This is a genomic window from Rhizobium sp. CF142, assembly GCF_000281145.1.
Taxonomy (GTDB): domain Bacteria; phylum Pseudomonadota; class Alphaproteobacteria; order Rhizobiales; family Rhizobiaceae; genus Rhizobium.
The window spans coordinates 1-19,249 of the sequence record NZ_AJWE01000142.1 but is presented as its reverse complement, the minus strand read 5'-3'; the positions used below and the strand labels follow the sequence as shown (position 1 = coordinate 19,249).

At 60.2% G+C, this 19,249-nt stretch carries 21 protein-coding genes and 1 riboswitch; of the genes, 14 read left to right on the top strand and 7 right to left on the bottom strand.

The annotated features are described in order from the left end of the window. Window positions 1–99: 99 nt before the first annotated feature. The 5 genes from PMI11_RS35280 to PMI11_RS35260 form a co-directional block, all read right to left on the bottom strand. A complete protein-coding gene (locus PMI11_RS35280) occupies window positions 100–1,068 on the bottom strand; it encodes an adenosine deaminase (protein WP_007827301.1) in 969 nt (322 codons plus the stop codon). Further along, the gene (locus PMI11_RS35275; protein ID WP_007827299.1) at window positions 1,065–2,285 is read right to left on the bottom strand and encodes a phosphopentomutase; all 1,221 of its coding nucleotides are present in this window, start codon (window positions 2,283–2,285) and stop codon (window positions 1,065–1,067) included. The genes PMI11_RS35280 and PMI11_RS35275 overlap by 4 nt, the downstream gene beginning before the upstream one ends. A gap of 244 nt (window positions 2,286–2,529) precedes the next feature. Further along, the gene (locus PMI11_RS35270; protein WP_007827297.1) at window positions 2,530–3,111 is read right to left on the bottom strand and encodes a TadE/TadG family type IV pilus assembly protein; all 582 of its coding nucleotides are present in this window, start codon (window positions 3,109–3,111) and stop codon (window positions 2,530–2,532) included. Further along, window positions 3,111–3,740 carry a TadE/TadG family type IV pilus assembly protein gene (locus tag PMI11_RS35265; protein WP_007827295.1) on the bottom strand — a complete coding sequence of 210 codons (630 nt, stop codon included), beginning with the start codon at window positions 3,738–3,740 and terminating at the stop codon, window positions 3,111–3,113. Before PMI11_RS35265 ends, PMI11_RS35270 begins: the two co-directional genes overlap by 1 nt. A 113-nt stretch (window positions 3,741–3,853) precedes the next feature. Beyond that, window positions 3,854–4,255, bottom strand: a complete 402-nt coding sequence (locus tag PMI11_RS35260) for a pilus assembly protein N-terminal domain-containing protein (RefSeq protein WP_007827293.1) — start codon at window positions 4,253–4,255, stop codon at window positions 3,854–3,856. A gap of 392 nt (window positions 4,256–4,647) precedes the next feature. On the opposite strand from PMI11_RS35260, the gene PMI11_RS35255 reads away from it, so the two are divergent. From PMI11_RS35255 to PMI11_RS35205, 11 genes are all read left to right on the top strand, one after another. Then, on the top strand, window positions 4,648–4,836 hold the full coding sequence (locus PMI11_RS35255) for a Flp family type IVb pilin (protein ID WP_007827291.1): 189 nt from the start codon (window positions 4,648–4,650) through the stop codon (window positions 4,834–4,836). A gap of 52 nt (window positions 4,837–4,888) precedes the next feature. Beyond that, the gene (locus tag PMI11_RS35250; protein ID WP_007827289.1) at window positions 4,889–5,077 is read left to right on the top strand and encodes a Flp family type IVb pilin; all 189 of its coding nucleotides are present in this window, start codon (window positions 4,889–4,891) and stop codon (window positions 5,075–5,077) included. Between the two features lie 117 nt (window positions 5,078–5,194). Next, a complete protein-coding gene (locus PMI11_RS35245) occupies window positions 5,195–5,707 on the top strand; it encodes an A24 family peptidase (RefSeq protein WP_007827287.1) in 513 nt (170 codons plus the stop codon). 110 nt (window positions 5,708–5,817) lie between these two features. After that, complete coding sequence (cpaB, locus tag PMI11_RS35240) at window positions 5,818–6,633, top strand: Flp pilus assembly protein CpaB (protein ID WP_007827286.1); 816 nt, start codon at window positions 5,818–5,820, stop codon at window positions 6,631–6,633. Between the two features lie 11 nt (window positions 6,634–6,644). Next, window positions 6,645–8,150 (top strand): type II and III secretion system protein family protein, encoded by a 1,506-nt coding sequence (locus PMI11_RS35235; RefSeq protein ID WP_037072709.1) that lies wholly within the window; start codon window positions 6,645–6,647, stop codon window positions 8,148–8,150. Continuing rightward, window positions 8,147–8,899, top strand: a complete 753-nt coding sequence (locus PMI11_RS35230) for a CpaD family pilus assembly protein (RefSeq protein ID WP_037072707.1) — start codon at window positions 8,147–8,149, stop codon at window positions 8,897–8,899. The genes PMI11_RS35235 and PMI11_RS35230 overlap by 4 nt, the downstream gene beginning before the upstream one ends. Before the next feature lie 17 nt (window positions 8,900–8,916). Further along, a complete protein-coding gene (locus PMI11_RS35225) occupies window positions 8,917–10,194 on the top strand; it encodes an AAA family ATPase (RefSeq protein ID WP_007827283.1) in 1,278 nt (425 codons plus the stop codon). Between the two features lie 23 nt (window positions 10,195–10,217). Continuing rightward, window positions 10,218–11,702, top strand: coding sequence for a CpaF family protein (locus tag PMI11_RS35220; protein WP_007827282.1), 1,485 nt, complete (start codon window positions 10,218–10,220; stop codon window positions 11,700–11,702). Between the two features lies 1 nt (window position 11,703). Next, window positions 11,704–12,711, top strand: a complete 1,008-nt coding sequence (locus PMI11_RS35215) for a type II secretion system F family protein (RefSeq protein ID WP_007827280.1) — start codon at window positions 11,704–11,706, stop codon at window positions 12,709–12,711. Window positions 12,712–12,726: 15 nt separating this feature from the next. Further along, a complete protein-coding gene (locus PMI11_RS35210) occupies window positions 12,727–13,710 on the top strand; it encodes a type II secretion system F family protein (RefSeq protein WP_007827278.1) in 984 nt (327 codons plus the stop codon). Window positions 13,711–13,741: 31 nt separating this feature from the next. Next, a riboswitch (ZMP/ZTP riboswitch) is annotated at window positions 13,742–13,821 on the top strand. Window positions 13,822–13,895: 74 nt separating this feature from the next. Then, window positions 13,896–14,528 carry a LysE family translocator gene (locus PMI11_RS35205; protein ID WP_007827276.1) on the top strand — a complete coding sequence of 211 codons (633 nt, stop codon included), beginning with the start codon at window positions 13,896–13,898 and terminating at the stop codon, window positions 14,526–14,528. A 1-nt stretch (window position 14,529) separates the two neighbouring features. Here PMI11_RS35205 and PMI11_RS35200 read toward each other — a convergent pair whose 3' ends face one another. Next, complete coding sequence (locus PMI11_RS35200; protein WP_007827274.1) at window positions 14,530–15,363, bottom strand: tetratricopeptide repeat protein; 834 nt, start codon at window positions 15,361–15,363, stop codon at window positions 14,530–14,532. 137 nt (window positions 15,364–15,500) lie between these two features. Between PMI11_RS35200 and PMI11_RS35195 the strand changes: the two genes are divergently transcribed. The 3 genes from PMI11_RS35195 to PMI11_RS35185 all read left to right on the top strand — a co-directional run bounded on the left by PMI11_RS35195 (window position 15,501) and on the right by PMI11_RS35185 (window position 18,323). Continuing rightward, window positions 15,501–16,892 carry a leucyl aminopeptidase gene (locus PMI11_RS35195; RefSeq protein WP_007827272.1) on the top strand — a complete coding sequence of 464 codons (1,392 nt, stop codon included), beginning with the start codon at window positions 15,501–15,503 and terminating at the stop codon, window positions 16,890–16,892. A gap of 188 nt (window positions 16,893–17,080) precedes the next feature. Then, on the top strand, window positions 17,081–17,431 hold the full coding sequence (locus tag PMI11_RS35190; protein ID WP_007827271.1) for a MarR family transcriptional regulator: 351 nt from the start codon (window positions 17,081–17,083) through the stop codon (window positions 17,429–17,431). 37 nt (window positions 17,432–17,468) lie between these two features. Beyond that, entirely contained in the window at window positions 17,469–18,323 is an 855-nt protein-coding gene (locus PMI11_RS35185; protein WP_007827269.1) for a C40 family peptidase, read from the top strand. Between the two features lie 15 nt (window positions 18,324–18,338). On the opposite strand, the gene PMI11_RS35180 is transcribed toward PMI11_RS35185, so the two are convergent. Then, on the bottom strand, window positions 18,339–19,249 hold a 911-nt coding region (locus PMI11_RS35180), incomplete at its 5' end, for an amidase (RefSeq protein WP_007827267.1).

Below are 19,249 nucleotides of genomic sequence, written 5' to 3'. Positions count from 1 at the left end.
TCCAATTCTTTGTTCTTATCGGCTGTTTCTTTCATGGAAATCGTCTCCTCTGCAAGAGCGGAGGCGAATTTGCCTGGAGCATTAACAATCGTGCCCCCCTCAAAGGCGGGCAAGCAACGCCTTGCGTGTCTCTTTGTCGACGAAGGCAGCCTCGATGGCAGTGCGCGTCATCGCATTGATTTCGGCGTCGCTGAAGCCGAAGGTTTCCGAGGCAAGCTCGTATTCCCGCTTGAGCGATGTGTGGAAGAAGGGTGGATCATCGGAGCTGATCGTTACATTCACGCCGGCATCCCGCAATTGACGTAGCGGGTGCGAGACGAAATCCGGGAAAACCTTGAGCGCGATATTCGAGCCGGGGCAGACCTCCAGTACCGTGCCGAGGTCTGCAAGCCGCCTGACGAGCTCGGCATCCTCGATTGCCCGCACACCGTGGCCGATACGCGAAGGGCGCACCTCGTCCAATGCGTCCGAAACGCTGAAGGCGCCGCAAACTTCACCGGCATGGATGGTAAGGCCGAGCCCTGCATCGCGGGCGATGTCGAAGGCGCGCGCATAGTCGGCGACGCGACCCATCCGCTCCTCGCCGGCAAGGTTGAAGCCTGTTATCAGCGGATTATTGGCCTTGGCCGCATATTCCGCAGCGCCGATCACGCTTTCCGGACCGAAATGCCGTTCACCCGTCACGATCAGCCGCGCCTCGATGCCGCTTTTTGCCTTCGCCCGGCGGATGCCTTCGCAAACACCGGATATATAGGCGTCCGCACCGAGGCCGATGCGCTTGCCGTGGTCGGGCGAAACGATGAGCTCGCTGTAGATCGTGCCGATGCCGGCAAGTTCTTCCAGATAGGTTTCGGTCAGCAGCGCATAGTCTTCCTCGGTCTTATAGACCTCGGAAACCTTGTCGTAACATTCCAGAAAGCTCGCGAAATCGTGCCAGACATAGGCGCCGCCTTGCAGATGGGCGCTGATGTCGATGCCGTATTTGCGCGCCTGAGCCTCGGTCAGTTCAGGGGGAGCCGCACCCTCCAGATGGCAGTGCAGCTCGACCTTCCTCAAATGCGATGTCACAGAAAACTCCTCCCATGCGGTCCCGAGGGAATACCGAGATGCCGCGCAACACTCTCGCCAATATCGGCATAGGTCCGGCGCACGCCGATCGAGCGCGATCTGATGCCGGGACCGTAGGCGATAACAGGCACGCGCTCACGCGTATGGTCGGTGCCGCGCCAGGTCGGGTCGCAGCCGTGATCGGCGGTCAGGACCACGAGGTCGCCGGCCCGCAGCTTCCGGTGAACTTCAGTGAGGCGCTCGTCGAAGGCTTCGAGAGCCGCCGCATAACCCGGCACGTCGCGGCGATGGCCATACAGCATGTCGAAATCGACGAAATTGGTGAAGACGAGATCGCCATCCTCCGCCTCGTCGATTGCAGCAAGAGAAGCATCCATCAAGGCATCGTTACCATTAGCCTTGATGACCCGTGAAACGCCATGATGGGCGAAGATATCACCGATCTTGCCGACGGCGTGCACATTACGGCCATGCTGGACGAGCCGGTCGAGCAGCGTCGGTTCTGGCGGCGGCACCGAGAAGTCTCGGCGGTTGCCCGTTCTCTGGAAGGTCGCAGCACTCTGGCCAATGAAGGGGCGCGCGATGACGCGGCCGATATTGTAGGGATCGAGAAGGCTGCGGGCGATCTGGCAGAAGTTGAGCAGGCGGTCGAGGCCGAAATAGACCTCGTGCGCTGCCACCTGGAACACGGAATCCGAGGAGGTGTAGCAGATCGGTTTGCCGCTGCGCATATGCTCTTCGCCGTAACGGGCGATGATCTCGGTTCCCGAGGCATGGCAATTGCCGAGAATGCCGGGCACATCGGCAGCGCGGCAGAGCGCGTCGATCAGTTCCTGCGGAAAGGCGTCGCCCTTATCAGGAAAATAGCCCCAGTCGAAGGTAACAGGCGTCCCGGCGATTTCCCAGTGACCTGATGGCGTGTCCTTGCCGCGCGAGGTTTCGTTGGCAGCGCCATAGAGGCCGTAGATCTTGTCCGGCAGCGGCATGCCGGCCGGAAACTGGCCGGAGGCCGCCCGCGCAATATGCATGAGCCCGAGCGCCGACAGGTTCGGGAGTGTGAGGGGGCCTGAACGCAGGCCGGCTCGGTCGGCAGCACCTGCCGCACAGAATTCGGCGATATGGCCGAGCGTGTCGGCGCCTTCATCGCCATAGGCTGCCGCGTCCGGTGCTCCGCCGACACCGAAGGAATCCAGAACGAAGAGAAAGGCACGCGCCATTTTTCACCCGCATTTTCTGCTGTCGTCAGCGTATAGCTGGAACGATCCGACTACAGCGCCGCGCGTCTTTTCGGACGCGCAAAGGACGCTGTAGCACTTTAAATTGCTGCATAATTCCTTAAATCGATTCCGATTTAAGGAATTATGCAGTAGCGCACAGCCATATAATGACGGGAACCGCTTGGCAAATTTGCGGTGTGGAACTTAAAGTTTGGCAGGCGGATCCGAAGGATCGCGATACACTTCAGCAATCGCCACAGGGAATATTGTCGTTTTGCCGCTGGCGATAGAAATAGCTCCGGCTGATCGTTATGGTGCGCGTCTCCGCCGGCAAGAAGCTCGGAGCAAAGACGAGCAGCGTATAGGGCGTGCTGAGCTCGGTGCGGATGAGGAAGCTGTTTGCCTTCTTCATTTCCGTCGGCACATCGGAAACCGCGCTGTTCTTGGCATAGGGTGCTGTACCGCTCGGGGCCCAGGACCAAAGAACCGTGGGATTGGCGCTGCCGTCGATCTGGATTGCCGTGACCTTCAATGAGAGACCGGAACTTTCATAAGGCGCGAAGATCGCCGGGGCGGCTTTGGCGATATCTGTGAGCGAGCTTTTGGTGACGCTCTGCTGCTGGGTAATGATATCGGCGATCGAGCCGGCGGCACGTGTCGTGCGCTTGCTGATGTTGAGCCCGAGCGTGATCTCGAATGCGCCGAGATACAGCATGATCAGAACCGGGAAGATGATTGCAAACTCGATGGCGCCCACGCCCTCCCGGTCGCGTACAAAGCGCCGCGCCGTCAAAGCCAGCCACATCATTAGTCCGCGGCGCGCCATTATGGATATTGCTCGTTCTGGAAAGCTGCCGTCGCGACAACAAGATATTCGCTCGGCATGGAACTGCCGACTGGGCGAAGGCCGGTGACATAAGGACGGACGAGATCGACGGTGATGGACCAGCGGTAGTATGCGCGCACCATGTTGATCGAGCCGGGGCCGCCGGGCGTGAACTTGAAATCCGAAGTCTTGAGATCGGAATATTTATCCGCAGACACTCTCGGGATCGTCGTCGGAATGGACGCAAAGTTCGTGAAGCTCCGCACATCCAGATAGAGCTTGCTGGGTGTCGCCGCCTCCGTCGCCGAGCAGCGGATGATGATCGAGATCTCGTCGCAGAAGGCCTGCCGGAACTGTGTCTGTGTCTTGTAGGTCGTACGGGTGGAATCGAATGTGATCTGCCCTGTCCGCATCTGACGGCTCATCGTATCGACGGCGCTCGAGACGAGTTGTTCCGCCGCAAAGGCGATGAAGGTTTCCAGGATGGCGAATATGATGATGAAATACGGAATGGCCAGCAATGCGAATTCGATCGCGGCAGAGCCATCACGCGAGCGGGCCAGGGCGCGAAGTCTGGATAAACGGAGGGACGCACGCACCTTGCCCGTCTCCTGCTCACTGATCGCCATGGTCTGGCCCCGAAAATGTTCTTCGGGCGCCACACTAAGGCGCGTTCGTTGATATTCCGTTTCAGGCCGGAGCAGCTATTTTAACAAATAGGTGTGAGCTGGGCGTATATCGATCAGTTTCCGGCGGTGGCTTCACCTTGCTGCGAATGCTGTTCGCAATTGGGCGTGCAGGAAAGAACCGAGCGCTCCGTCTGGCGATAGACGCGCACTGTATTGCCCTCGTCGATGGAGACGAGGATGCGTTCGTCCAGAATGGCGTTGCCGTCGCCATCGAGCAGTACGATGTTGGTGGTGCCGAAGGCGCGGCCCGTCAAGACGATTGTCTTGGCATCGGCGACAGTCGCATCGGCAACCTTGGAATTGCCGACGATGACCTTGCTGACCGGCCGGTCGAGCTTCAGGACGCGCGCGTGATCCATATAGACGCGCAGCATGTCTTCCTGGGAGGAGGCCGCGGATGCCGTAAGAGCCGCAATCACCCAGGCAAAGAAAACGGTCTTGCCGTTCGATGGCATTTTGGCCCTCTTTCACGATCGTAATGCAAATTGCAGATAGAATGGAAAAAAATGGTGAACGAAGCTTTAAGCCCTCCAAGCCATGTTCATGAGTGAAACGCTCTGGATCGTTTCGAGACGCGTCTGCGGCGCACGCGATCGATGTGTCTCAGAAACGCGTCCCATTTCTGGATGCTCGAAAGCTATTGTTCCACTTTGCTCCCGGAAATTCCTTAGAAATGCAAGCAATGCGGTAAGGAGTTACTTACCCTGACAGGGCCGGTTGTCTCGTTTACACCTTGTTAACGTATTTCATTAAGTCGATGGAAACGGCCATTCGCTAGGTTGCAGCCATCCGATCAACGGCAACAGTTGGCGGACGTGCTGAACATCAACTGGAGTTAGGAGTAACCATGACCAAGCTTTTTAGCCGTTTTCTGAAGGATGAATCCGGCGCGACCGCAATCGAATACGGCCTGATCGCCGCTCTCATTTCCGTAGCCCTCGTTGCTGGTGCCACCACGCTCGGCACCAAGCTCAACTCGACGTTCGGTGAACTCGGCTTGAAGCTGACCAACGCTACGACGAAGACCACTCCGTAATTAACTGGAGCGTAGCTCTGGTTCAGAGCATCAACTGGAGTTAGGAGTGACCATGATCAAGCTTTTTAGCCGTTTTTTGAAAGATGAATCCGGCGCGACCGCAATCGAATACGGCCTGATCGCCGCCCTCATTTCCGTAGCCCTCGTTGCTGGCGCCACCACGCTCGGCACCAAGCTCAATGACACGTTCGGCGAGCTCGGTCTAAAGCTGACGAATGCCACGACGAAGACCACTCCGTAATAACTGGAGCGTAGCTCTGGTTCACAGCGATCAGGCTCACGAGCGAACCGCCGTGAGCCTGTTTGTGTTGGGCAGATGAGACCTTGGGGCAGATGAGAACTTGGGGCAGGTGAGAAGATGATCGTAGCCGCAATCCTTCTGGTTTTTCCGCTCTGCCTTGCTTTTGCGGCCATAACCGATCTGTTGACGATGACGATCCCGAACAGGGTATCATTGATCATGATGGTTGCATTTGCCGTGCTGGCGCCTTTAAGCGGCTTGGCTCTTCCGGTGATCGGAATGCATGCGCTTGGTGCCGCCATCGTGTTCGGCATCTGCTTTGCCTTCTTTGCGCTCAATGTGATGGGTGGTGGAGACGCGAAACTCCTAAGCGCCGCCGCACTCTGGTTTGGTTACGATCCCGCTCTGCTGTCTTTTCTGACCTATGTTGGTGTCATCGGCGGCTTGGTGACGTTGGCGATCCTGTTGATCCGGTCACAATCAAATACGATATTGGCCATCGGCCTGCCCATTCCCAATTCGCTCCTGCTCGCCAAGAAAATTCCCTATGGTATCGCCATCGCGATCGGCGGCTTCCTGGCCTTCCCGTCCTCGCCGCTCTTCATTGCCGCGCTGGAAAGCCTGAAATGACGGCATTTTAATCGGCCGTTAACTTAGAATGTAAGTGTTCCATTAACCATAATTATACCAATTCCTGAGCATTCTGCGGGGCGAACGCGTTGTGCCCCAAGGAATGATCAATGAAACCGGCCCGCCTTATTATCTTAGCTGTCGCCGTGGTGGCAGCCGGCCTCGCCGGTCTTCTTGCGATGAACATGGCCGGTAGCGGCGGTGTCGTGACGAAGGTCCAATCCGTCATCGAGAAGGAACCGACCGTCAACGTATTGGTCTCAAGCGCCAATCTTCCTGTCGGCGCGAGACTGGATGAGAAGACCGTTCACTGGATGGCCTGGCCTCAGAATGGCGTTGTCCAGGGCTTCATTACCGAGACCGACCGGCCGGACGCGATCAAGGATCTGCAGGGCGCTGTCGTACGCTTGCCCGTCTTCGAGGGAGAGCCGATCCGTCCGGAAAAGGTCGCAGATTCCAACAGCCGTATTCTGTCCTCGCTGCTGCCTGCCGGCAAGCGCGCCGTCGCGACCGAAATTTCCGTGGCGACCGGCGCCGGCGGCTTCATCCTCCCCAATGACCGCGTCGATATCATCATGGTGCGCAAGGGGCAGGGCACGGACAAATACATAACCGAAACCGTGCTCAGCAATGTCCGCGTTCTCGCCATCGACCAGCAGATCGAGGAGAAGGAGGACGGCACCAAGGCCGCGGTCGGCACGACAGCAACCCTGGAGCTGACCCCCGACCAGACCAAGGTTCTGGCCGTCGCCCAGCAGATGGCCGATCGCCTTTCGCTTGCCCTGCGTTCCGTCGCCGACGCGCAGGAGCAGGACACCAGCGCGGCAGATTATCTGCTGAGCGGCGATAACGGCAGCGCAATCATTCAGGTCATCAAGTCCGGCTCCATCGTCACGGATGCCACCGGCTCAGTGAAGCCGGAGTAAGGGAAATGCAGATGGGCAACTCAAAACAGCGCACCAGGCTTTTCCTGACCGGCTGCCTTTCTCTGGCAATGGCAGCGACGGGCGTGACGCCGCTTTCCTTGCATGCGCCCTTCGACGTGAAGCAGGCCAACGCCGCCTCGGAAAGCCTCATCCGTATTTCGCAAAGCGGTCCCGGCGCACATCGCCGTCTGAAGCTCGGCCTCAACAAGGCTGTTGTCGTCGACCTGCCGGAAGACGCACATGACATTCTCGTTTCCGATCCCAGCATGGCCGATGCCGTGACCCGTACGTCGAGGCGCATCTATCTTTTCGGCAAGAAGGTCGGGCAGACCAATATCTTCGTTTTCGGCGCCAGCGGCGAGGAGGTCGTCAGCCTCGATATCGAGATCGAACGCGACGTTTCCGGTCTCGAGGCCAATCTGCGCCGCTTCATTCCCGACTCCGCCATCAAAGTCGAGATCGTTTCCGATAATATCGTGCTGACGGGTACCGTTCGCACGCCGCAGGATGCAACCCAGGCAGCATCGCTCGCCGAAGCATTCCTGAAGGGCGGCGAGGCCACGACGCGCACGGAAACCGCGTCAGGTACCGGCGGCGACAGTGCGGTTGCGCTCTTTGCCGAAAACCGCCAGGTTTCCCAGGTCGTCAACCTCCTGCAGATCCAGGGCGAGGACCAGGTCACGCTCAAGGTCACGATCGCCGAGGTTCGCCGTGAAATCCTGAAACAGCTTGGCTTCGACAATCTCGTCACCAATTCCTCGGGCATGACGGTCGCCCAGCTCGGTAGCCCATCGGCGGATACGGCCACATCCGTCGTCGGTGGCGGCCTCGCAGCACTCTTCAAGAATTCGATCGGCAAGTACGATATTTCGACCTATCTGAATGCGCTGGAACAGGGCAAGGTCGTCCGCACGCTGGCCGAGCCCACGTTGACGGCGATCTCCGGCCAGGCTGCGACTTTCAATTCCGGCGGTCAGGTTCTTTATTCAACGACGGACAATAACGGCAATGTCACCGTCGTTCCCTATAACTACGGTATCAATCTGGCCTTCAAGCCGGTGGTCCTTTCGTCGGGCCGCATCGCCCTGCAGATCAAGACCAACGTCTCCGAGCCGGCGCCGTCGGTATCGGGTGCAGCGCCTACCTATCAGCGCCGCTCGGCAGAGACCTCGGTCGAACTCCCCTCGGGCGGTTCGATCGCTCTTGCAGGCCTCATCCGCGACAACGTTTCCCAGACGATGAACGGGACACCTGGCGTCTCGAAGATCCCGCTTCTCGGCACGCTCTTCCGCCAGAAGGGATTTGAGCGCCAGGAAACGGAACTCGTCATTATTGCGACGCCCTATCTGGTACGTCCGGTGGGGCGCAATCAGCTCAATCGGCCGGATGACAATTTCAGCCCGACGAATGATGCGTCCGCATTCTTCATGAACCGCGTCAACAAGGTTTACGGCAGCCGCCAGGCGCCGGTTGCCGATGCGCAGTTCCACGGTTCCATCGGATTTATCTACAAATGAACGGGGCACGGTCTGAACCGATGAAAACGAACAGAGATCAGGCGATGGCCCATTGGAGCCCGAAACATTTCCGCACGACAAAGCCTTTGCTCGTGGCTGCATCACTCGCCGTTGCAATTCTCTCTGGCTGTGCCGGCCCGCATGACCAGCTTACGACTGGCGGCATTCCCGATGATTACCGGGAGCGCCATCCCATCGTCGTGACGGAAGCCGAGCAAACGGTAGATATTCCCGTTGCCTCCAGCGATCGCCGCCTGACGATCGCCCAGCGTGAACTGATCCGCGGCTTTGCGCAAAATTATGTGTCGCGCGCGTCTGGCCCAGTCTACATCCTGTCCCCTGAGGGTTCGGCAAATGCAGGAGCGGCCCGCGCCTTGCGCAGCCAGGTTCGAGCCGAACTTGCTTCGCGTGGCATTGCCAGCAACAAGATCATCAATACGTCTTATGCGGCAACCGGCGTTCTCGATGCCGCTCCGATACGCTTGAGCTTCACTGGCACGACGGCGGTAACGACCCAGTGCGGCCAATGGCCGAAGGATATCACGGCCGACTTCACGAACCAGAATTACTACAATTTCGGTTGTGCCTCGCAGAACAACCTCGCCGCCCAGGTCGCCAATCCGGAAGATTTCGTCGCTCCGCGCGGCATGACCCCGATCGACGCAGAGCGGCGCAATCAGGCGATCCAGGAATACCGGACGACGACGTCCACGATCGAGGACGTCGATTCCGGCCAGACCGGTTTCTGATCAGGCGGGATGGAACGATGAGCACCGTCGACTACGAGATAAAGAATACCAGCGAAATCCGCCATGCCGAAGAGGCGATGCGCATGGGCGAACTGGAAAACATGCGGCCGCTGCCGCGCATCTCCGTTCATGCCTTCTGCGAAAGCGAAGGACTGCAGCGGATGATGGAGCGCTGCGCCAACGACCGGCGCATGTCTAAAGTCAGTCTGCGCATTACCAGCGGCGGCACGGCCGCCGCTGCGAACATGTTCTCCGGCGCACCCACACCGAACCTGATCATCCTTGAAACCAGGGCGAACCCGGCCAACCTGCTTGCCGAACTTGCACCGCTCGCCGCCGTCTGCGATCCCTCGACCAAAGTCATCATCGTCGGTTACTACAATGATATCGGTCTCTACCGCGATCTGATCCGCAACGGCATTTCCGAATATATGGTCCAGCCTGTCGCCATGCCCGATATCATGGGTGCGATGGCGACGATCTTCGTCGATCCGGAAGCCGAGCCGCTTGGCCGCAGCATCGCCTTTATCGGCGCCAAGGGTGGTGTCGGCGCATCGACCATCGCTCATAATTGCGCCTTCGGCATCTCGAACCTGTTCTCGACCGAAACGATCCTGGCCGATCTCGACCTGCCCTATGGCACGGCGAACATCGATTTCGATCAGGATCCGGCCCAGGGCATTGCCGAGGCCGTCTTTGCGCCGGAGCGGCTTGACGAGGTTTTCCTCGACCGCCTGCTGACCAAGTGCTCGGAGCATCTTTCGCTGCTGGCCGCCCCCTCGCTTCTCGACCGTGCCTATGATTTCGAGGGCCAGGCCTTCCAGCCTGTCATGGATGTGCTGCAGCGCAGCGCGCCTGTCACGGTGCTCGACGTTCCGCATGCCTGGTCGGACTGGACGCGTACGGTACTCTCGAGCGCTGACGAAGTGGTTATCTGCGCAGTTCCCGATCTCGCCAACCTGCGCAACACCAAGAACATGCTCGATGCGCTCCGCAAGATACGCCCGAACGACAAGGTGCCGCATCTCATTCTCAATCAGGTCGGCATGCCGAAGCGGCCGGAAATCTCGGTTTCCGATTTCTGCGAACCGCTGGAAGTCGAACCGATTGCCATCATTCCCTTCGATATCGGCCTCTTCGGAAACGCCGCCAACAGTGGCCGGATGATTTCGGAGGTCGATCCGAAATCTCCGACGGCGGAGACTTTTTCGCAGATCTCGCACATCGTCACGGGTCGCGTTGCAATCAGGAAATCCAGGAAGGGCGGCCTTCTCGGCCTTCTGAAGCGTAAGTGAACGAGTAGAATTGGATCGGATCAATGTTCGGAAAACGCGGAAATGAAGGTTTCGGAAAGGCCGGTGCCGGCGGTGTCGCCGCTCCGCCGCCGCCGATGCCGGCTGCCGCCCCGGCAGCCCCATCCGGTCCCGCGGTGCTCGTCGAGCCGTCGCGCGAGCCTGTCCGCCAGCAGGTGGCGCCGCCGCCGATGCAGACGCCGCAGCGCAAGCGTCCCGCCCGCACGGACGAATATTACGATACCAAGGCGCAGGTCTTTTCCGCGCTGATCGATACGATCGACCTCTCGCAGCTGTCCAAGCTGGATGGCGAAAGCGCGCGCGAGGAAATCCGCGATATCGTCAATGATATCATCACCATCAAGAATTTCGCGATGTCGATCTCCGAGCAGGAGGAACTGCTCGAGGATATCTGCAACGACGTGCTTGGCTACGGCCCACTCGAGCCGCTGCTGGCGCGCGACGACATTGCCGATATCATGGTCAATGGCGCGGGTCAGACCTTCATCGAAGTCGGCGGCAAGACCATCGAATCCGAAATCCGTTTCCGCGACAATTCGCAGCTTCTTTCGATCTGCCAGCGCATCGTCAGCCAGGTCGGCCGCCGCGTCGATGAATCGAGCCCGATCTGCGACGCGCGCCTGCCTGACGGCTCGCGCGTCAACGTCATCGCGCCGCCGCTTTCCATCGATGGCCCGGCACTCACCATCCGTAAGTTCAAGAAGGATAAGCTGACGCTTGATCAGCTCGTGCGCTTCGGCGCTATCACGCCGGAAGGCGCGACCATCCTGCAGATCATCGGCCGCGTCCGCTGCAACGTCATCATCTCCGGCGGTACGGGTTCCGGCAAGACCACGCTTCTGAACTGCCTGACGAACTACATCGACCGCGACGAGCGCGTTATCACCTGCGAGGATACGGCCGAACTGCAGCTCCAGCAGCCGCATGTGGTACGTCTGGAAACTCGCCCGCCGAACATCGAAGGCGAGGGCGAAATCACCATGCGCGACCTCGTCAAGAACTGCCTGCGTATGCGTCCCGAACGCATCATCGTCGGCGAAGTGCGCGGACCGGAGGTTTTCGACCTCCTGCAGGCCATGAACACCGGCCACGACGGTTCCATGGGAACGATCCACGCCAACAACCCGCGCGAATGCCTGAGCCGTATGGAATCGATGATCGCCATGGGTGGCTTCACCCTGCCGGCAAAGACCGTGCGCGAGATCATCTCCTCCTCGATCGACGTCATCATCCAGGCGCAGCGCCTGCGCGACGGTTCGCGTCGCATCACCCAGATCACCGAGGTGATCGGCATGGAGGGCGACGTCATCATCACTCAGGACCTGATGCGTTACGAGATCGACGGCGAGGACGCGAGCGGCCGGTTGATTGGCCGCCATATGTCTGCCGGCATCGGCAAGCCGCATTTCTGGGATCGGGCCCGCTATTACAACGAAGAAAAACGCCTCGCCGCCGCGCTCGACGAGATGGAATCGAAATCGAAGGATTGAGATGTTCGGCATCGATCCGACAGTGTTGGCAATCGTCGTTCTCGCAGCCGTTGCGGCGGCCGCGGTGAGCTATGCCGTATTGTTCTCTCGTATCGAGAGCGACAAGAAATCGGCAAGCCGCATCAACCGCGTCAAGTCGGCCGAACTCGATCGCACCAAGGTCAAGGCCGCCCGCGACCGTGTGCAGGAACTGTCGAAGCGCCGCAAATCGGTGCAGGACAACCTGAAGGATCTCGAAAAGCGGCAGCACGAAAAGACCAAGAAAACGCTGTCTCTGAAATCCCGCCTGGTGCAGGCGGGACTGCCGATCACGCCCGCCCGCTTCTATCTTTTCAGCGCGCTCTTCGCATTTGTGCTGCTGGTCGTGCTTTTCATCGCCGGCGCATCGACACCGATCATGCTTGGCGTGCCCGTGGTCGCAGGGCTTGGTCTGCCGCGCTGGGTGGTGGGCTTCCTCGTCTCGCGCCGGCAGAACAAGTTCCTCGATGAATTTCCGAATGCGCTCGACGTCATCGTCCGCTCCATCCGCTCCGGCCTCCCGCTGAACGATGCGATCCGCCTCGTTGCGACCGAGGGGGTCGAGCCCGTCAAGGGCGAATTCCGGCGTATCGTCGAATCGCAGCAGGTGGGCCTCAGCGTGCCCGAAGCCTGCGCCCGCATGACCAATCAGATGCCGTTGCAGGAAGTCAATTTCTTCGCGATCGTCATCGCCATCCAGTCACAGGCCGGCGGCAACCTGTCGGAAGCGATCGGCAATCTCTCCAAGGTGTTGCGCGACCGCAAGAAGATGAAGGCCAAGGTCAAGGCGCTGTCGATGGAAGCCAAGGCATCTGCCGTCATCATCGGCGCCCTTCCATTCATCGTTGCCACGCTCGTCTACCTGACGTCGCCGCAATACATGATGATCCTGTTCACCGATCCGCGCGGCCACTTCATCATGGGCTTTTCGGCGGTCTGGATGTCGATCGGCATCTTCGTGATGCGCAACATGATCAACTTCGATATCTAGCGGGAGCAAAGCAGCATGTCGCAGGAACTTGCCGCAACATTGACCGATCCCGCCATGATCGTGGCGGTGCTCGTCGCCATTGCAGTCTTCGCCACCTTCTACACGCTTGCCGTTCCCTTTTTCGAGCGTGGCGATCTCAACAAGCGCATGAAGGCCGTCTCGACCGAGCGCGAGCAGATCCGCGCCCGCGAGCGCGCCCGTCTGAATGCCGATGTCGGCAGCAAGGCCACGCTCAGAAACCAGAACAATCGATCCGTCCGCCAGATCGTCGAGCGTTTCAACCTGCGCAAGGCGCTTGTCGACGACAACACCATGAACAAGTTGCGCGCGGCTGGTCTGCGCTCGGAAAACGCGTTGAACACCTTCCTCGTCGCGCGCTTTCTTCTGCCGTTTCTCTTCCTGGCCGTTGCCGCATTCTGGATGTTCGGCCTCGGCAATCTTGCCGACAAGGGCCTGCCGATACGAGTCTTCATCGTCATCGGTATCGCCTATATCGGCTTCTATGCACCGAACATCTATATCTCCAACCGTATGGGCAAGCGTCAGCTATCCATCAAGCGCGCCTGGCCGGACGCGCTGGACATGATGCTGATTTGCGTGGAATCGGGCATTTCCATCGAAGCGGCGATGCGTCGGGTCTCCGAAGAGCTCGGCGAACAATCGCCCCCGCTTGCCGAAGAAATGGTGCTGACGACCGCTGAGCTCTCTTTCCTGCCGGATCGCCGCGTCGCGCTCGAGAATCTCGCAACTCGCACCCAGATCGATCTCGTTCGTTCGGTCACCCAGGCGCTGATGCAGGCGGACCGCTACGGCACGCCGGTTGCGACGGCGCTGCGCGTGCTTGCGCAGGAAGGCCGCGACGAACGTATGAACGAGGCGGAAAAGAAGGCTGCTGCCCTGCCGCCGAAGCTGACCGTTCCGATGATCCTCTTCTTCCTGCCGGTATTGGTCGCCGTCATCCTTGGTCCTGCCGGCATCCAGGTTGCCGACCGGTTCTGACGCTTATCGCCGTCAAGAGATCCGACGACCTGCTTTTCCGCGTGACTGGCGAAACGGATGGCGACCCATCGGTAAGCGCGGAACTTCGCGCCGCCCGCCTCGGCAACCCTTGATCACGTGAGCAATACCGGCAAAACTATACAGCGGTTTTGAGTCCGGAATTGCGTGAAAAATGGAGTTTTGCCATGTCCTCTCTGGGCATCTTTATTAGCATCATCAGCGCTTTGATGATCGGCGCCATGAGTCCCGGTCCGAGTTTCGTCGTCGTCTCGCGCATTGCCATTTCCCGTTCCCGCTTTGACGGGCTTGCCGCTGCACTCGGCATGGGTATCGGCGGCGTGACCTTCGCTATCCTTGCGCTTGCCGGTTTGACGGCGCTGCTTTCACAATTCGAGTGGCTCTATCTGGTGTTGAAGATCGCTGGCGGGGCCTACCTGCTGTACATCGCCTTCGCGATCTGGAAGGGAGCGAGCGAGCCGCTTGTATTGTCGGGCGATGTCGCCGGCAAAAGCATGCCGGCACGCAGTTTTACGGCCGCTCTGCTGACGCAGTTGAGCAATCCGAAGACGATCGTCGTCTACGCCAGCATCTTTGCAGCACTGCTGCCCAAAACCGTGCCGGCGGAGCTTTTGCTGGCACTGCCGGTGGGCGTCTTCCTGGTGGAGGCGGGATGGTATGCGATTGTGGCATTCGCCTTCTCGGCCCATCATCCGCGAAAGCTCTATATCGCCGCCAAGGTCTGGATCGACAGGGCGGCAGGCGCTGTCATGGCCGGCCTCGGCCTGCGTCTCATCCTCTCGGGACTGAGCAGCAAATAGGTCAGTTGGTGTTGGCGGCAGCAGGCGACGTCGTGTCTTTTGCCGCGAGCTTCTGCCAGGAATTCTGCTGGGAAAGCATGCCGCGGAGATAGGCGACATTCGCATCGGCCTGCTGCGACGAAAGCTCGCGCCGCGCAATCTGCTCTGCCTCGGGGAATCTGCCCTGTAGGCCGACGACGAGGGCAAGGTTCTGGCGCACGCGACTGTCGGCGGAAGGCTGGCCTGCCGCCGAGCGAAGATAGGTTTCCGCCGTGCGCAGATCGCCCGTCAGAAGATAGGACATGCCGAGGTTGGAAAGGATCGATGGCTCATTTGGCTGAATATCGAGCGCATCGCGGTAGCGCTGGCGCGCGTCGCTTGGCTTGCCCATCTGATCGAGGATCGCGCCTTCCGCCGAGATCAGCCGCCAGTCGGGCCGATCGGGTGTCTGTGCCCTGCCGATCGTATCCAGCGCCTGCTGAAGCTGCCCCGCGGCGGCCTGCGCCTTGCCATAGGCGGCAAGCACGTTGCGGTCAGCGGGATTGGCGATGGCAACCTGCTGCATGACGGCAAGCGCTTGAGCGTCGCGTCCGTTCATGCGCAACAGATTGGCGTAGTTTACGCCGTTGACGGGATCGCGCGGGTTCTTCTCATAGGCTTGGCCGACGCGGTCGATGGCGGCCCGCAATTCGTTGGCATCCATCTGCTCGACTGGCCTGTCGAGTTTTGGGATCGAACCGGTTGTCATCCGATCCTTTGATGTTGTCGAGCAGCCGCCGAGGGCGAGCATGGCGAGAAGAGCCACGGTTCCCTGAAAAACACGCTTCTTAAAAGGGGTAGAGGCCGAGAAGGGCATTGCGCGTTCCTGAATAAATCGGCGCCTGACCTCGAAACGGAACAGGGAAAGGTTTGACGCAATCTTCGCTCCAGCAATAGTCTGTTAACCCTAACATACAGTTAAGAAATGATTCTGCCCCGCCGCTAAGGACAATCATGGCCCCCTTCCAGTTCATCGAAAGACCCACGCCTTTCAACACCAAGGGCGGGTCGACGCTGCCCATCTTCGCCGTCACGCCCGCCCATATCGAAACCGGCACGATCGATCCGATCGCGCTCGATTGGGCCGGCAAGGCCGGCTATAAGGCGGAAAGCGGCTCGCTGCTGCTGATCCCCACCGCCGAGGGTCACCTCGGCGGCGCGCTCTTCGGCCTCGGCACCAATCCGTCGGAACAGCCTTTTATAACCGGCAAGCTCGCCCGTGCACTTCCGGCCGGCGACTGGCATGTCGAGACTGCGCCGCTGACGGCCAACCGCCTGGCACTCGGTTTCGGCCTCGGCAGCTACCGTTTCGACCGTTACAAATCTGAAAAATCCCCGGCTGCGACGCTGATGATCCCGCGCGATGCCGACGGCAATGAGATCAAGCGCCAGCTCGCCGGTGTCTTCCTCGCCCGCGACCTCATCAATACGCCGACCAACGACATGGGTCCGGAGCAGCTCGAAGCTGCCTTCCGCGGCCTTGCCGCCCATTACAAGGCGGAGATGTCGGTCATCATCGGTGACGACCTGCTCAAGGAGAACTTCCCGCTCGTTCACACTGTCGGCCGCGCCAGCGCCGATGCGCCGCGCCTGCTGGAACTGCGCTGGGGCAAGAAGGGCCACCGCAAGGTGACGCTGGTCGGCAAGGGCGTCTGCTTCGATACGGGTGGCCTCGACATCAAACCGGCTTCCTCCATGCTCTTGATGAAGAAGGACATGGGCGGCGCGGCAAACGTCATGGGCCTCGCGCTCATGATCATGGATGCCAAGGTGAAGGTGGATCTGCGCGTCATCATCCCGGTCGTCGAGAATTCCATCTCGTCGAATGCCTTCCGCCCCGGCGACATCTACAAGAGCCGCAAGGGTCTGACGGTCCAGATCGACAATACCGATGCCGAAGGTCGCCTGATTCTGGCCGATGCGCTCGCCTATGCCGACGAGGAAGAACCCGATCTGCTGATCGACATGGCGACCCTGACGGGTGCCGCTCGCGTTGCCCTCGGCCCCGATCTGCCGCCCTTCTTCACCGATGATGCGATCCTCGCTCACGACCTGACGGAAGCAAGCCTCGAGACGGACGATCCGCTCTGGCGGCTGCCGCTTTACGCCGGCTACGAGAAGGACATCCGCACCAAGTTTGCCGATATCACCAATGCTCCGGCGGGCGGCATGGCCGGTGCGATCACCGCGGCACTCTTCCTGAAGCGCTTCGTCAGCAAGGCGAAAAGCTGGGCGCATTTCGATATCTACGGCTGGGCGCCGAACGAGCGCGCGCATTCGCCGGGAGGCGGCGAGGCGCAGGCCATCCGTGCGCTTTACCACCATATCCGCCACAACGTCCGCTGAGCCGCCAAAGTATGTCGCGCAAAAGTGTGCAGCGGTTTGGCGATAACGACATGTGAAAGCAAAAGCCTTCGCTGAGCCAATCGTTAAAATTTTATTCACCTTGTGAGGCGGCATTTTGTGCCGCCTCTTGCTTGCGCGCTGTAACTGCCGGAAAATGAAACGTTAGCGTAACGATTTCCGGAGGGGCCGTGCCGATCGAACTGACCGCCTCGCAGGCGCTGGGCCTCTGGCACAGTGTGGCGCTCAACCAAGTCCGTCACGACAACAGAGATTTGACGTTGCGCCAGATGGCGATCCTGCTGCATATCTATCTGGTGCCGCCGCCGCATACCGTGCGCGGACTGGCTGCTACGCTGAACGTGACGAAGCCGGTCATCACCCGGGCGCTGGATACGATGGGGGAAATGGGCCTCGTCGACCGCGTTCGCGACGATGCCGACCGGCGTAACGTCATCATCAAGCGCACCGTCGGCGGTGCGCTCTATCTCGAAAAGCTCGGCGATCTCGTGCGCGAGCAGGGCCGCAAGCTTCAGGTCTGAAAGGCCCCCGGCTGAAAGGCCATCTGAAAGGAATACCATGACGATGCTCGACCGCCGCCTCCACGCTTATCGCCCGGATCTCGCGGAAGCCGGCCTTGAGGGCAAGGTCGAAGCGACGCGCTTTGTGAACGGCACGCCGGCCCGCGTCTGCGTCCCGGTCGTTGCCTTGCGGCCCCAGCCGGACTTTGCCCGCGGCATCGACACGGAACTGCTCTATGGCGAGGATGTCACGATATTCGATCGCGCCAACGGCTGGTGCTGGGTCAAAGCCGCATCCGACGGCTATGTCGGCTACCTGCCCGAGGACGCAATTGCAGAAGCAGCCACGGCCCCGACCCACATCGTCGTTCCGCAGCGCACCTTCCTCTATCCCGAACCGGAACTGCGTAAACCCTATAAGTCAGTGCTCTCCATGGGTAGCCGCGTCCATATTGCCGGCGAAGCGGAAGCGCGCGGCAATCGCTATCTGGTCCTCGATGACGGCACTGCGATCTTCGCCAAACACCTGCTGCCGCTGGGTGCCTTGGACGGCCAGGATTATGTCGATATCGCCGCCCGCTTTCTGGAAACGCCCTATCTCTGGGGCGGCCGCTCGGGCCTCGGTATCGATTGCTCCGGCCTCGTGCAGCTTGCGCTGCTCATGACCGGCAGAAGCGCGCCGCGGGATACCGACATGCAGGCGGCTGATCTCGGCGAGCCGATCGAACGCCCGGATGTGCGCCGCGGCGATCTGGTCTTCTGGAAGGGGCATGTTGCTGTCTTCGAAGATCCCGAAACCATCATCCATGCCAACGGCCACACGATGACCGTTGCGCGCGAGAATTTCGAGGCCGCCGTCGAGCGCATCGGCTGGCTCTATGAGCAGCCGACCGGCTATCGCCGGCCGTTCTAAAATTGCGTAATCGCTCTAGGCAGTCGGCGGCTTTGGCCAGTCTTTCACGCCGCCCGTCCAGTTTTCGAAGGCTTTCGAAAGCCTGAGCACGCGCATGTCGTCGAAGCGCGGCCCGACGATCTGCAGGCCGATCGGCATGCCCTTCGAGAAGCCGCAATTGATGGACGACGCCGGCTGCTCCGACATGTTCCACGGCACCGTGAAGGCGATATGCTCGAAGGGCAGCTTCGGATCGTTGGTCGGAGAGGGCCATTCGGCCGGATAGGAGACGATCGGATTGGTCGGTGACAACACCGCATCGACCTCGGTGAAAAGCCGGCCGCAGGTCTTGCGCATCTCGATTGTCTGGTTGAAACCCTTGACGGCATCCACGCCGCTGATATCGGCTCCGCCCTTCGCCCATTCATAGATATAGGGCAGAATACTCTCGCGGCCCTCTTCGCTGAGCCCGGCAATGTCGCCCCAGAAACGCGAGCGCCAGAAAGTGTCGAGCCCATCCAGCATGGCACGCGTCAGCACTGGTGCGGCTGAAACAATCGTCGCTCCCGCCTTCTCGAAGAGCTTCGCGGCCTCTTCGACCGCTATCCTCACATCCTCATCGACGGCAAGACCGCAGCCGGCATCGAGCATCAGCCCGATCCGCATACCGCTGAGATCGATATCGAGATCCAGCCAGTCGAAATCATTCGGCGGCAGGCTGGTACCGTCGCGCCAGTCGGGGCGGGAAAGGGTCGCCATTGAATAGGCGGCATCCTCCACGGTGCGGGTCATCGGTCCCGCACACCGCCCGACATAATAGGGGTCGACCGGAATGCGCCCATGGCTCGGCTTGAAGCCGAAGACGCCCGTCCAGCCTGCAGGCAGGCGCACAGAGCCGCCAATATCGGTGCCGACATGCAACGGCCCGTAGCCGGCAGCGGCTGGCG